This is a genomic window from Microbacter margulisiae, assembly GCF_014192515.1.
Lineage (GTDB): Bacteria > Bacteroidota > Bacteroidia > Bacteroidales > Paludibacteraceae > Microbacter > Microbacter margulisiae.
In genome coordinates this window covers 345,325-360,811 of sequence record NZ_JACHYB010000001.1, presented here as the reverse complement: position 1 = coordinate 360,811, position 15,487 = coordinate 345,325, and the positions used below count along the sequence as shown (strand labels likewise).

Sequence of the window (15,487 nt, the reverse complement as noted above, 5' to 3'; positions counted from 1 at the left end):
TTATTTTAAAGGATGATCTTCTTTAGCATGCATTGAATCCAACACCAAATAAACGACTAAAATAGTGTACATTACCAATGCCAGCCAGTCGGCGACATGTGTTCCTGCCCATTTACAAGTTAAATCAATTCCACCAAATCGTAATGCTGCACTTACAACACCCATTAAAGCTCCACCGGCAATGAAACCGGATGACAATAACGTACCTTTCTCAAAGCGCGCTTTATTGATAGATTCATTTTTAGAACGGGTGGAAACAAACCAGGCAATGACGCCTCCTACCAGCAAAGGAGCATTCAACTCCATGGGTATAAACATTCCCAAAGCAAATGCCAATGCCGAAACATTGAAAACAGACAATAAAATAGCAATCAATGCACCAACTCCATATAAAAACCAGGGTGCTCCGGTGCCTGACATCAAAGGCTCAATAACAGCAGCCATAGCATTAGCCTGCGGAGCCACTAAGGCATTAGGGCCTGTAAAGCCGTATGTTTTATTCAAAATCATCATTACCCCTCCAACAGTAGCCGCAGAAACTAACGTCCCCAGAAATTTCCAACTTTCCTGCTTAGCGGGAGTGCTTCCCAGCCAATAGCCAATTTTTAGATCTGTAATAAAACCACCAGCCATAGATAATGCAGTACATACAACACCACCCATCACCAGTGAAGCAACCATGCCTGCCGTGCCTTTTAAGCCGACTGCAACCAAAACTACTGAAGCCAGAATTAACGTCATTAAAGTCATCCCCGAAACCGGATTGGTACCAACTATAGCAATGGCATTTGCCGCTACGGTGGTAAAGAGAAAGGCTATCAAAGCAATCACAAACAATCCTACCAAAGCGTACAACAGATTATGTACCACGCCAAAAAAGAAAAATACAAATATGGTTATCAACGCAGCAATGACTCCAAAAGCCAGAATCTTCATTGAAAGATCACGCTGAGTACGTAAAATTTTCATTTTTTCTGCATTTCTATTCTTACTGCTAACCTCATTGGCAGCCAATCCTACAGCTCCGACAATAATTTTCCATGAACGAATAATTCCGATTACTCCCGCCATTGCAATACCTCCGATACCTATATGGCGAGCAAAAGTAGTAAAAATAGTTTCTGCACTCATAGACGATATTCCTCCAACCGGAGGAATATAGGTTGGAATTAGCATATGCAATGTGCCGTCTCCAAGCAGCGGTAATCCAGGTACAATAACAAACCATATCAAGGCAGAGCCGGCGCAAATAATCGCAGCATAACGTAATCCGACAATATATCCCAATCCTAACACAGCTGCTCCGACATCGATACTGAAAACAAGCTTTGTTTTTTCTGCAATAGTCTCGCCCAAAGGAATCACCTTCGTCGAAAACACTTCACTCCAAGCTCCGAAGGATGCAACAATAAAATCGTACAGCCCACCTATAATGCCAGCAAAAACTAAAGGTCTTGCCTGATTCCCGTCTTTCTCTCCCGAAACCAAAACCTGAGTAGTAGCGGTTGCTTCAGGAAAAGGAAACTCGCCATGCATCTCAGAAACAAAATATTTACGAAAAGGTATCAAAAACAAAATTCCTAAAATACCTCCCAAAGCAGAACTTAAAAAGATTTGTGTAAAAGAGGCAGTCATGGTAGGGTATTTAGCCTGTAAAATATACAAAGCCGGCAATGTAAAAATTGCTCCTGCAACAATAACTCCCGAATTAGCTCCAATCGACTGAATAATAACATTCTCGCCAAGTGCATTTTTACGCTTTGTCGCTGATGAAAGCCCAACGGCAATAATAGCAATCGGAATAGCTGCTTCAAAAACCTGACCAACTTTCAATCCCAAATAAGCGGCAGCAGCTGAGAAGAGTATTGCCATAAACAATCCCCACCCTACCGAATAAAAAGTAACCTCTTTATATTGCTTATGAGGACTCATCAACGGATGATATTTTTCACCAGACGTCAAAGGACGAAATGCATTTTCGGGTAACCCTGTTATGGGTTCTTGTTGTTGTTCCATAGATCAAAATAGACGAATTAAGTTTAAAAATAGACAAGCAATGCGATACACTCAAATAATTTTACACCATATAAAAACCTCATATTCAACAGTATTCAAACTGATAAATATAAAAAAACACATTGCAATATTGCCTCAAGCATGCACTACAAATATATCTAATTAAAATTATGTTATAGCAAATCATGTGATTCAAAAAGTATTTTTTTATTATCCATTTGGTTCACATAGAATTGTGCGTCATTTCTTTCATACCCAAAAATTAAAAAAGCCGGAACAAGTCCGACTTTTTTGAACATATTAAAGTACTCAGGAATATTATTCTTTGTCTTGCTGAGTTGCTTCGTATTCTTTGAGTAATTTTTCCTGTACATCCATTGGAACAAGTTCATAACTTGCAAATTTCATGGTAAAAGAAGCACGACCACCACTCAACGAACTTAACGCAGTAGAATAACTGGATAATTCCTTAAGAGGTATTTTAACAGACAACTTTTCAAATCCCTTTTCACTATGCATGCCCATAATGACTGCACGACGTCCCTGTAAATCACTCATTACATCTCCCATACGATCGGAAGGTACCAAGACAACTACATCATAAATAGGCTCCAACAGTTTCGGGTTAGCTTGTTTAAATGCCATACTAAAAGCATTCCGACCAGCCAGACGGAATGAAATCTCATTTGAATCAACCGGATGCATCTTCCCATCATAAACAATAACTTGTACATCACGGGCATACGATCCAGTCAAGGGACCTTGTTCCATTTTATCCATCACCCCTTTTAAAATGGCCGGTAAAAAACGGGCATCAATTGCACCTCCGACAATACTATTGATAAAAATCAGTTTTCCTCCCCATTCCAAAGGAATTTCCTGACGATCTCTCACTGAAATTTTGAATTCCTGACCATTAAACTTATAGATTTCCTGGGGTACCATGCCTTCAATGTATGGTTCAATAATAAGGTGAACTTCCCCAAATTGACCAGCACCTCCTGATTGTTTTTTATGACGATAATCTGCACGCATAGCCTTCGTAATGGTTTCCCGATAAGGAATCTTCGGTTCCAAAAAATCAATCATTACTTTTTCATTATTCTCTACACGCCATTTTAGAGTACGCAAGTGAAATTCGCCCTGACCAAAGACAATTGTTTGTTTTAATTCTTTCGACATTTCAATGGTCCAAGTAGGATCTTCATCATGCATCCGTGTCAAAATTTCACTCAGCTTTTCTTCTTCAGCCTCATTTTTAGCTTTAATGGCACGTCTGTATTTTGGATCAGGATATTGAATAGTTGGGAAAATATAGTCACATCCTTTTGCATTCAATGTGTTTCCGGTATGTGTTTCTTTTAATTTTACGGTGGCACCAATATCGCCTGCTACCAATTCATCTACCTTTTCTCTCACTTGGCCTGCTACAGAAAAAAGCTGATTAATCCGCTCTTTCGTTCCCCTGGAAGCATTCAATAAATCATCACCTTCATGCACTTTGCCAGACATCACTTTAAAATAAGACACTTCTCCAATATGAGGCTCTACAGTGGTTTTGAATACAAACAAGCTGGTAGGACCGGTGATATTGGGCTTTACCTCCTTGCCATCTGTGGTTACCGGAGTAGACATTTCATCGACAAAAGGAACTACATTGTTCAGAAATTCCATCAAACGCCGAACTCCCATATCACGGAATGCACTGACACAGAACAATGGGAATATATCGCGATTAACCAGCCCTTTATGAATTCCTAAACGCATTTCATCTTCATTTAAAGAACCTTGTTCAAAATATTTTTCCATCAAAGATTCATCATTTTCGGCTGCCGCTTCAACTAATGTGTTGTGCAATTCCTCTGCTTTATTTTTAAACTCATCGGGGATTTCCAATTCCTCGGGAGCTCCGCCTTCAGGTTTCCAACGATACATCTTCATTCGCAATACATCAATGATAGCATTAAAAGATGTTCCTTCATTGACTGGAAACTGAATCTGAATAACTTTATGCCCAAAGCTTTCCTTTAATTGTTCTACCAACTGGTCATATTCCGACTTTTCATGATCCAAGTGATTGGCCACAAAAATAACGGGTTTAGAAAAATTTTCCGTATACCTAAAGTGATTGTGTGTCTCTACTTCAACCCCATAATGTGTATTCAATAAAATCAATGCTGTATCGGTTACATTTAATGAAGTAATAACGCCCCCAATAAAATCATCAGATCCCGGACAATCTATTAGGTTTAACTTCTTATTGTTCCACTCTACATGCGTTACGGTTGAAAATACAGAATATCCATATTCATGTTCCACCGGGAAATAGTCTGAAACAGTATTTTTATTCTCAATAGTGCCACGCCGTTTAATAATACCACCCTCATAAAGCATGGCTTCTACGAGAGTGGTTTTCCCGCAGCCAGAACTGCCTAACAGTGAGATGTTCTTAATCTCGTTTGATTGGTAGACTTTCATAATCTTATTTTTTAAGATGAATAATTATAAATCAACACAAAAAAACCATGTATCAGAGGATTTTTTTGATCGCCCAATTTAATTACTATTCATTGAAATGTACACAGAAATGATATGTTGTATAACAATGTTATTTGGCATTTTTTTGACTTATTTTATGATTTTACAAAAGCAACAGAGAATAACAGCGGTCGGCCTCTATCAATACAAAAAAAATAAAAATATCACTTTCTTATTCTGCAAACTGGCAAATAGGATAAAAAAGAAGTACCTTTGTAACAATTTAATATTATATTAGTTGGAGACATGAACTTTCTCATTTTAAATGGCCCAAATCTAAATCTATTAGGGGCACGGGAACCAGGAGTGTATGGACACCGTACATTTGATGACTTTTACGCAGAATTGAGAAATCACTTCTCCAACCATTCTTTCCTGTATTTTCAATCCAATCACGAAGGTACATTAATTGACAAACTGCACGAATATGGATTTCAGATAGATGGAATCATTCTTAACGCAGGAGCATTTACACACACATCAATTGCGTTGGCTGATGCCATTCATGCAATTTCTACTCCTGTCATTGAAGTGCACATTTCAAATGTATTTAAACGGGAATCCTTCCGTCATCATTCTTATCTGTCGGAAGCTTGCCTTGGAAGCATTTCCGGATTTGGTCTCGATTCATATCGCTTAGCTGTCGAAGCGCTCATTCAGCACAAACAGAATGATTGAAAAAGCGTTGTAAATATCGTTGCCAGTATCTATTTCACTTTTCGACAAACGTTTTTAATTAGCATAGTATGTTCAAAAAGACAAAAATTGTAGCCACTATTTCAGATCAGCGTTGTGATGAAGATTTTATTCGTGCATTATTCCGTGAAGGTATGAATGTTGTCCGGATTAATACTGCACATTCATCGCCAGAAGGATTAAACAAAATCGTTACAAACGTTCGAAAAGTATCAAAATATATTCCTATTCTTATTGACACGAAAGGGCCAGAGATCCGCACAACCCGTTGTGAAAATGGCAATATTATGCTGAAAACCGGACAAGTAATCCAGATCGTAGGGAAACCGGATCAAATCACGACTGATTCATGTATCGCAGTTTCATATCCCAATTTTGTGCAGGAAATGCAAATTGGAGGAGGTATTTTAATTGACGATGGAGAAATTGAACTGAAAGTAATTAACAAAGAAAATGATGCGCTGATTTGCGAAGCTATGAACGATGGTATCTTAGGTAGCCGGAAAAGCATCAACGTCCCCGGAGTTAAAATCAAACTTCCATCCCTTACAGAACGCGACAGGGTTAATATATTGTATGCTATCGAGCATGATCTTGATTTTATAGCTCATTCTTTTGTTCGTAATAAACAGGATATCATTGATATTCAAAATATTTTGGATGAACATGACAGCCAGATCAAAATAATTGCCAAAATTGAAAATCAAGACGGAGTCGACAATGCAGATGAAATATTGGAACATGCTTATGGAATTATGGTAGCACGCGGTGATTTAGGTATCGAGGTTCCTTTAGAAAAAATTCCATCGATCCAACGTGCATTAATTCGGAAATGTGTTGTAGCAAAAAAACCGGTCATAGTTGCGACTCAAATGCTGAACTCTATGATCGAAAATCCACGCCCCACACGTGCTGAAGTGACAGATGTTGCAAACGCTATTTTTTCACGCGCCGATGCAATCATGTTAAGTGGCGAAACTGCTAATGGAAAATATCCGATAGAGGCTGTCCGAACAATGGCAAAAATTGCTGAAGAAGCCGAAAAAAACAAGTTACCTGAAAACGATATCCCCATTTCTTATTCAAAAGACGAAACTGATGTCACTGCGTTTTTAGCTCATCATGCTGCTGAGTCTGCTTCTGACTTAGGAGTAAAAGCCATTATAACAGATACATACACAGGAAGAACCGCTCGATTTCTAGCTGCTTATAGAAGTCAAAGCCCTGTTTTATCTATTTGTTACGATAAACACCCGATGCGCCAATTAGCTCTCTCTTATGGAGTAATTCCTATTTATCAGGCATATAAAGAAGACCGCAGGGAATATTTCTTTGCAGCACTACGCCTTTTGTTGCGTAGCAAATGGCTAAAAAGAGAAGATCTGGTATCATATCTGAGCGGCAGCTTCGGAATCGGAGGAGGAACTACCTTTCTGGAAATTAATCATGTAGGAAATATCCTTGCTTTTGATCAAACCTACATTCTTCCTAATCTGAGATAAAATTCATCTTTTTTTAAAACTTCATTTTAAACCTTCTAGTCAAAAAATAATCTGACTATATGAGTTTCGAAATAAATCGATGTATATAGTATTGACAAAAAGTTATATTAGATTATTTTATGTTTAGAAAAATGAAAAAAGCAAGTTTCTTAATTGCCATTATGTTGATGGTAGTTAGTTTTGTATCAGCACAGACAGGTGGAATAAAAGGGATTATCATTGATGGAAGCACAAATCAGCCTATGGAATATGTAAATGTAGTTCTAAAAAAAGGGAATCCGTTAACGCTATTCAAAGGCACTATTAGCGACTCCAAAGGAGGCTATGTTTTGGGCAAAATACCAGATGGAAACTATCAACTTGAACTTTCATTTATCGGCTATACTACGTATCAAAAAGCAATTACCATTCAAAACAAAATAGTTAATATAGGTAGCATCACTCTTCAGGTTAACTCAAAAACACTTCATGAAGTACAAGTGGAGGCACAAGCTCCACAAATGCAGCTGGATATTGATAAAAAAGTTTTTACTGTGAATCAGAGCATTGCTTCTGCAGGAGCTTCAGCAGCGGAAATGTTACAAAACATTCCTTCAGTCAGCGTTGATGTCAACGGGAATGTTTCCCTCCGTAACAATTCAAACGTGGAAATATGGATTAACGGCAAACCAGCTGGCATTACATCTGATAACGAAGGTGATATTTTGCAGGAAATGCCAGCAGGTAGCATAGAAAAAGTAGAAGTAATTACAAATCCATCTGCAAAATATAGCGCAGAAGGATCTGCCGGAATACTCAATCTAATTCTAAAAGACAGTGCTAAACCAGGTTACTACGGAAGCATTTCAGGAGGATTCTCTGTGCCCGATCGTGGTAAAGTGGGATATAATGGTGGCTTTAATTTCAATTACACTTCACCGAAAGTAGATGCATACGCCAGTATTGGTCGTCGGGATATGAAATTTTCAGGTGGAGGTTGGAGCAATCGTTACGTCTTAAATCCTGCAAATGGAGATACTTTATCTTCCTTGAAACAAACTTCAACTGCTGATCGCCACTTCTCAGGGACTTTCATGCGTGCAGGTCTTAATTATCACCTGAACAAAATGAACTCTATTGGCTTTTCCGGATTTATGATGTTTGGTAACGGCGTAATGTCGAACATAAACGATAATCAAACCTTTAGTGCAACGAATGATTTAATGGGTCAATACTTTCGAAATACTGCTACAGGAGGTAACCGAAAAATGTACCACATTGATTTGGATTACGAACACAAATTTGACAACAATGGTTCAAATTTAACCAGTTCGTTAAGTTTCTCGAGCCATCCATCAAGCATGGAAAATAACTACTCACAATGGATAACTCCCAACGCGATCACCTCAACGCAGCAAGAAACTACAAAAGGGAAAAGCCCTCAAGCTGAATTCAAATTAGACTATACCAAATTATTTACCCAAAATAGTAAACTACAGGCTGGGTTTGACGGAAACTATCAAGAGCAGTATTCTGATGTAAAAGGAGTTACAAATGGGGTTCCTGATCCTTCTATCACAAACTTATTTGACTATTTTGAACGTGATTATGCGGCTTATACAACATATGGAAACAAATGGGGAAAATTCAGTACACAGATAGGATTACGGGGAGAATACTCTTATATTAATTTTTCGACTGGTCAACAGGATTATACCATCCATTATCTACAACCATTCCCAAGCGTATTTCTTGATTATGCAATCGACCCAAATAATGAATTCCAATTGAATTACACTCGAAGATTAAACCGCCCACGAGGTAGATCAATTAACCCTTTCGTTAATATATCGGACTCAACAAACTGGTCTTTTGGTAATCCAAATCTTGCACCGGAATACATCAACTCATTTGAAATCAACTATTTGAAATCATGGACATCACATACTCTTTCGGCTTCGTTGTTTTACCATTACACAACTAATGGCATACAATCGGTACAGTGGCTACAAAATGGGATTATGATGAATACATACATGAACGGATCCAAAACATTAGCAGGTGGATTAGAAACAATTCTACGGGATAATTTCTTCAGGTTCTTTAATCTGACAACAACGGTCGACTTGTATTATAATAAATTATTTGCGTCTCAATTTGATCAGGATAATCAAATCATTAACATACCTGAACAGAGTAGTTTTACCTGGAATCTGAAATCCATTGCGAATGTCATGTTGCCAGCCAATTTGTCTGCTCAAATTACCGGTTCTTACACAGCGCCTTATTATATTTCACAAGGAAAAAATCTCGGCAGTTATGAAATCGATCTCGGCATCCGCCAAATGCTGTTTCGTAAAAAGCTCATTCTAAATTTAAATATTCGTGACCTCTTTAATTCAGACAGGAGCAAAATAGAGACATGGGGATCAAATTACAAACAGGAATCACTTAACTACTTCAATGGAAGAATGGTAATGTTCAATATTACATACAATTTTGGGAACTCACACCCCAGTCGTAATGGTAAAAAGCCAGAAACAAACAATACCAACAACACCAATAATATGGATAATATGATGGATGGAATGTAAAGATTAACCATCTGTAACTAAAACTTTCTTGCATCGTTGGAATGTCCATGATATATTTGCATCACAAAATGCAATATTAATATCATGGACATTCTTTTTTACATAACTTCTATTATTCTAACACATTAACCATGAATTCAAACTTTTTCGCACGACTCTTTATCCCAAGAGAAAAGAAGTTTTATGATCTTTTCGAACAGGATACCATTAACGTTTGTGCCATTGCCGATAGTCTGATGCTTTTGGTAAACGAAGCTGATGAAGAAAAAAGAAAAGAAATTAAAAATAAAATGCATGATGTTGAACATGCAAATGACCAGCTAACCCACATTGTGATGGAGGAATTAAGCCGTAATTTCATCACGCCATTCGATCGCGAAGACATTCATAGTTTGATCTCATCATTGGATGATGTTACAGATTTTATATATGTTTCCGCTAAAAGCATGTTACTATATAAAATCGATCCAACACAGGATATTGCCATTCAGTCATTAGCCGATCTGATCCGACAAGCTACAAAAGAATTAGATCTGGCTATTAAAGGACTTCGTGACTTTAAAGGAGTAAAACAAAGTTTACAAGCAGTTGTACAAGTAAATAGCATTGAAAATCAAGCAGATGACATACTATACACTGGCATTGAACATCTCTTTGAGCACGAACAAAATGCTATTGAAATTATAAAAAAAAGAGACTTGTATTATCAATTGGAGACTGTAACCGACAAATGTGAAGATGTCTGTGACATCATAGAAAACATTCTTATCAAATACTCCTAGCCAATGAGTTTTACATTATTGATCCTGATTGTTGTCTTCAGTATAATTTTTGACATGATAAATGGATTTCACGATGCTGCAAATTCAATTGCAACAGTGATCTCCACCAAAGTATTAAGTCCTTTTCAGGCAGTTGCCTGGGCAGCGTTTTTTAATTTTCTGGCATTCTGGGTTTTTAATCTCAAAGTAGCAGATACAGTTTCCAAGACCGTCAATAATGCCAGCATTGACTTGGTTGTAATCTTTGCCGGTGTAATAGCTGGAATTATTTGGAATTTGCTTACTTGGCGACTAGGAATTCCATCCAGTTCATCTCATACCCTGATGGGAGGTTTTGCCGGCGCAGGAATTGCTCATGCAATGAGTTTTTCAGTTGTAAATCAAAAAGTTATTTGGGAGACTTCGCTTTTTATTGTGTTAGCTCCGTTTATCGGAATGGTCATAGGCTTGGCAGTTGCTGCTTTAATTACCAATCTCGTAAAAAAAACAAACCCTCAAAAGACGGAAAAAGTATTTCGACGGCTTCAGTTAGTCACATCTGCATCATTAAGTCTTGGACACGGAGGTTCTGATTCTCAAAAAGTTATAGGTATTATCATTGCTACGCTTACTGTTTATAATAATTACTGTCATACTCATGGCATACCTATTCCAACTTGGATTCAACACACTGATTTGCACCATGTTCCACAATGGGTTCCTATCACATGTTATTCGGCTATAGGCATAGGAACATTAATGGGAGGAATGCGAATTATTAAAACTATGGGCACAAGAATCACTAAAGTAACTCCTTTTGAAGGTATTGCAGCCGAAACAGCAGGCTCGATAACTCTTTTTGGCGTCGCCGAAGGCTTAGGAATTCCCGTCAGTACAACACATACTATTGCTGGATCCATTATGGGGGTAGGTATGCTAAAACGCATTTCTGCAGTACGGTGGGGACTTACGCGTCAGCTCATTACAGCATGGATCGTCACCATTCCAGCAAGTGGTGTAATTGCAGCTATCGTATACTGGATATTCAAGTTTGTAGGGTTGCATTGAATCGATCTTTATTCTCAAGGCAGAAATAAATACACATTTGTGATGTTAGTTGATTTAGTGTTTATGCTTTAGTTCAGAGCAATATTTAGCATTCATATCGCTAATTTATTTATTACAATAGCATCTTGACGCCATTTTTTAATCATATATTACGTTTATTTTATTTTTATACTACATTGGTCAAGGCATAAATCATTTTATTCTAAAGCTTCTTCTCCCATGACAAAAAATCATTTTCACTACGGATTGTTTGCCATGATTGTCTTTGTAATTATGCTACAATCATGTGTTCAGAACGACATCTCTTTGAGCAATGTCGATGGTACAATAGGAACGAATGGAGCCTTAATCTTCCCCGTTGCTACTTCAACCGTAACTATCAAGCAATTTTTTGATTACATCCATTCGACTAATCTTTCGTATGACGGATCTGGAAATTTAATCGTAACTTATAATCCAGATACTCCTTACTCTTTCGATATGAATGCTTCCATTCAGGATGTTCCCATACCCCAATCGGTTAATTTTAAAGGACATACAGGATATGCTTCAACTGATCAGATCAATACTATTTTGGCCACTTCCGAAGATTTTTCATTTGATTTAAAATCGCTTTCTTCACAAAACATTACGCAACTCGATAGCATATCAGTTCAGAGCGCACAATTTGCATTTTCGGTAAACAGTAATATTAACTTTAACAACAATCAGTTTCAGCTTACCATTACACCTGACCCAAGTGTATTTACCGGAATACAACCAGCATCCTATAGTCAGACAGGAACACTGGCTTCATTGAACAATACGGCAGTTACCTTTTCAAACTTTATTGCAAAAGCGAATGCCAATGGAAAATTTCCTGTTCAGGTGCGTTTACAAGAATTATCCCCTTCAAATAATGTTTATGTGAACAGTAACAGCACATTTGAAATTACAATAACTCTAAAAAATATGAACTTCAACGCTATTTACGGACAGTTCTCATTTAGCGCAACACAAACAGGAACAATTGATTTGAGTTTCTTAAATAATTATTTATCATCCAGCAGTACCTTGCCATTTTCCAACCCTCAAATTAACCTGGAAATGAAAACTAATACGCGTTTACCTTGGGATTTTAAAGTAAACAGCATTCAAAGTTACGATTCCAGCCAACCGAATAAAAAACTGTCAGCAACATTTGATAATGAATCACCATCCAAGATATTTCCTTTATACCACATGGCTAAAAAAGTGGGAAACTGGGGAAGTAATACTCTGACTTTTAACAAAAGCAACGGCCATATTGATCAACTCTTTACATTGCCCGGTATTAATACCATCTCTTTCAATATTTCTGGGTTTACAAGAACAGATACGGTGGTTAACAATCAATTTATACTACCAAATGACACCTTCGAGGTATATCCTCAGATTACAATTCCACTGGCGTTCAATCCAGGAACTGATATTATTATCCATGATACGCTTGATATCCCATCGTCAATGCATGATTTTCTGAACAAAAACAGCGCACAGGAAACCGAGCTGCTTCTTGCGGCTACCAACAATACCTCTGCCCAAATTGAGGTGACGGCCACCCTGATGGATAATCAAAATCAACAGATTGGAAATGCATATAATGTGGTATTAAAAGTTACGTCGAATGTTGACTCAAACGGGAGGCCTACATCAAGCGACAACGCGGTGCAAAATTTTTCCATTCCTTTTTCATATAGCGATCTGAAAAATGCCAGCTATATCAAATTTACCTACACGATACTGGGAAAGGATATAACATCACCACTTACATTTAATACTGCTGACTTTATAAAAATCCAAGTCAGTGCGTATATCAAAAGATTATCGTTAAATAATTAGCCCGGGTTACATCATAAATATTTCATCACTATGAAATCACTTCTGTTCATAATAGCACTATTGATCATCCTTGGAGTAGGAAGTAACGCCGTGTCAGCGCAAGTAAATACATTGTATTTTATGGAAAACGCACCTTCGCGTACCCTGTTGAACCCGTCATTCATCCCTACTCAGAGTTTTTATATTGAGTTACCCGTTATATCAGGGCTTTCGGGTATGGCAGGGGACAATTCATTTACTTTAGATGATTTATTAATGCCATATAACGGGAAAACCATTACAGCTTTTCATCCGGATGCAAACCCTGATGCTTTTTTGAATTCACTCCATAGCACGACAAGTGCAACGTTTCAAAATCGCATTAATCTTTTGGGATTGGGATTTAGACTTAATCAGAATTATTTTACTTTTGGTTTGAGCGAACATGCTAATTTCAACCTCAATGTTCCGAAAGATTTGTTCAATCTTATTTTAAAAGGAACGCCAGACACCATAAACACCAATAGCTTCAATCTCAAATCACTTGGGAGCGATGAAACTGCCTATCTTGAAACTGCTTTCGGATATGCAAGGCAAGTGACCGACCAATTAAGCGTTGGAGGCAGGGTAAAGCTATTGTTTGGCCAGCTACATGCCGACGCATCATTCAGCCAGTTTGAACTAAATGTCAACAGGCAAATTATCCAGATGACCGGAAATGGGACAGCCCGCATCACAGCGCCTTTTGAAATAGCTCAGAACAGTGATGGAACACCTGATTTCAGTAACACAAATAAACACGGATGGGGGAAAATTGTTGGTTTTGGGATGGGCTTTGATCTTGGAATGAATTATGCTGTGATGGATAATTTCCATATTTCTGCGGCATTGACAGATATCGGATTTATTCATTGGAGAAGGAGTAGCTGGGAAGCGCAAATGATTAATAATGTCTCATTTTCGGGAATGAATGTTACCCTTAATAGCAATAATACTTCATTTGGGCAACAACTGGCAGACTCAGTGAAAAATGCGTTTATCTACACCAAAGATGGTACCGGTTACACTACTGCTCTCGAAGGGCGTTTCCGTCTTGGGGCAGAATATGGCCTCTTTGACAATAAGATGGCATTTGGCATGTTGTGGCAAAACTCTTTCGGAGGTCCGTTGTCATACGACGAACTAACGCTTTCTGCTAATTTCCGCCCGGTCTATTGGTTTAACGGAGCATTGAGTTATTCATTTCTGAATGGCGATATGGGAACCATTGGTTTAGGTCTAAATCTGATAGCCGGTCCACTAAATTTTATTTTAAGCAGTGATTATGTCCCGCTCTATTTTTCGAAAGATGGTTATCCAATCAAGTCGAAATATATGAACTTCCAGCTCGGCATAGCACTTACTTTTGGTCATAAAACCAAAGCCCAATTACATAAAATGAGCCAAAAACAACAGGAAGAGCAACAGAAGGAAGAGGAAAAAGATCAACCGTCAATCAATGCAAGTCCACTTTTAAATTAATTAGCATAGAATGGGGGGATAAAAAAAAGAGTAGCGGGAAACGACTACTCTTTTTTACGGGTGGTAGATGGGACTCGAACCCACGACCAATGGAACCACAATCCACTACTCTAACCAACTGAGCTACAACCACCATTTTTAACGGTGCAAAAGTACGATAAATATTGAAATGAAGCAAGCTTTTTCACAAAAAAATCCCGTACTTTCGTATGTTGAATCCAATCTTGTTTATATATGACATTTTTATCCAGCGTTTTTCCTGCAAATATCGACCATCAATTAGCTCACATTAAAAGAAGTATCTACCTTCATAAAAACGGAGTTGTTTCTGAAAGTATCGAAAGCAAAGGCATCCGTTATGCTAAAAACTACGGAGTTTCAATGCCTGATCTTAAGCAGATGAGTCAGATATTACCGCATGAGGCTGCACTGGCACAACGGTTATGGGAAGAAAAAATTCGCGAAACAATGCTACTGGCGACTATTCTTTACCCGTCGGAAATGATGGACCTGTCGAAAGCCAGGCTTTGGATGAAAGATATTAATAACATTGAGTTGGCGGAACAGGCAGCAAGGAATCTTTTTTCAAAGGCACCGGATGCAGAGGCTATGATTGCTGTATGGATTCAGTCTGATGATTCCTGGCAACAAAGTACTGCGCTTATCACTGCTGCCTATTGCATTGAACAACTCTCTTCTGATGCACTTTCCAGGATCGACGAACAGACTCTTGCAGTAAAAAAAGATACTGCTTACGAAATCTATTGGGCTGTGGCATTGTATTTGAAGAAAAGAGGAGGTATAGACAGGAAATCGGCACAGAGAATCCTTCGGCAAATCGGAAAATTCAAAGACTCCTCACATCTCTCCGAACGATATATCTTTGAAGAAGTCTCAACAATTTTATGTTATCAATTTGATTTGTAGTTGAGATATTTACCCCGGTATATTCAGAAAAACAAATGATACCAGT

General features: G+C 38.0%; 10 protein-coding genes and 1 tRNA gene. 8 read left to right on the top strand and 3 right to left on the bottom strand.

Translation table 11 applies throughout. The features are described from left to right. Positions 1-2,016: an OPT family oligopeptide transporter gene (locus FHX64_RS01555; RefSeq protein WP_183412098.1), complete on the bottom strand. Its 2,016-nt coding sequence runs from the start codon at positions 2,014-2,016 to the stop codon at positions 1-3. Positions 2,017-2,334: 318 nt separating this feature from the next. Further along, on the bottom strand, positions 2,335-4,494 hold the full coding sequence (locus FHX64_RS01550; RefSeq protein WP_183412097.1) for an elongation factor G: 2,160 nt from the start codon (positions 4,492-4,494) through the stop codon (positions 2,335-2,337). Positions 4,495-4,800: 306 nt separating this feature from the next. On the opposite strand from FHX64_RS01550, the gene aroQ reads away from it, so the two are divergent. From aroQ to FHX64_RS01515, 7 genes are all read left to right on the top strand, one after another. Continuing rightward, a complete protein-coding gene (gene aroQ / locus FHX64_RS01545) occupies positions 4,801-5,232 on the top strand; it encodes a type II 3-dehydroquinate dehydratase (protein ID WP_183412096.1) in 432 nt (143 codons plus the stop codon). Between the two features lie 68 nt (positions 5,233-5,300). Further along, entirely contained in the window at positions 5,301-6,752 is a 1,452-nt protein-coding gene (pyk, locus tag FHX64_RS01540) for a pyruvate kinase (RefSeq protein ID WP_183412095.1), read from the top strand. A 131-nt stretch (positions 6,753-6,883) separates the two neighbouring features. Further along, on the top strand, positions 6,884-9,325 hold the full coding sequence (locus FHX64_RS01535; protein WP_183412094.1) for a TonB-dependent receptor: 2,442 nt from the start codon (positions 6,884-6,886) through the stop codon (positions 9,323-9,325). Positions 9,326-9,456: 131 nt separating this feature from the next. Beyond that, positions 9,457-10,107, top strand: a complete 651-nt coding sequence (locus FHX64_RS01530; RefSeq protein ID WP_183412093.1) for a DUF47 domain-containing protein — start codon at positions 9,457-9,459, stop codon at positions 10,105-10,107. Between the two features lie 3 nt (positions 10,108-10,110). Continuing rightward, positions 10,111-11,154 (top strand): inorganic phosphate transporter, encoded by a 1,044-nt coding sequence (locus FHX64_RS01525; protein WP_183412092.1) that lies wholly within the window; start codon positions 10,111-10,113, stop codon positions 11,152-11,154. Positions 11,155-11,373: 219 nt separating this feature from the next. Next, positions 11,374-13,014 (top strand): hypothetical protein, encoded by a 1,641-nt coding sequence (locus FHX64_RS01520; RefSeq protein ID WP_183412091.1) that lies wholly within the window; start codon positions 11,374-11,376, stop codon positions 13,012-13,014. 30 nt (positions 13,015-13,044) lie between these two features. Further along, the gene (locus FHX64_RS01515; RefSeq protein ID WP_183412090.1) at positions 13,045-14,514 is read left to right on the top strand and encodes a DUF5723 family protein; all 1,470 of its coding nucleotides are present in this window, start codon (positions 13,045-13,047) and stop codon (positions 14,512-14,514) included. 58 nt (positions 14,515-14,572) lie between these two features. Here FHX64_RS01515 and FHX64_RS01510 read toward each other — a convergent pair. Next, a tRNA-His gene (locus FHX64_RS01510) sits at positions 14,573-14,648 on the bottom strand. Between the two features lie 100 nt (positions 14,649-14,748). Between FHX64_RS01510 and FHX64_RS01505 the strand changes: the two genes are divergently transcribed. Further along, the gene (locus tag FHX64_RS01505; protein ID WP_183412089.1) at positions 14,749-15,441 is read left to right on the top strand and encodes a DNA alkylation repair protein; all 693 of its coding nucleotides are present in this window, start codon (positions 14,749-14,751) and stop codon (positions 15,439-15,441) included. The last annotated feature ends 46 nt before the right edge of the window (positions 15,442-15,487 follow it).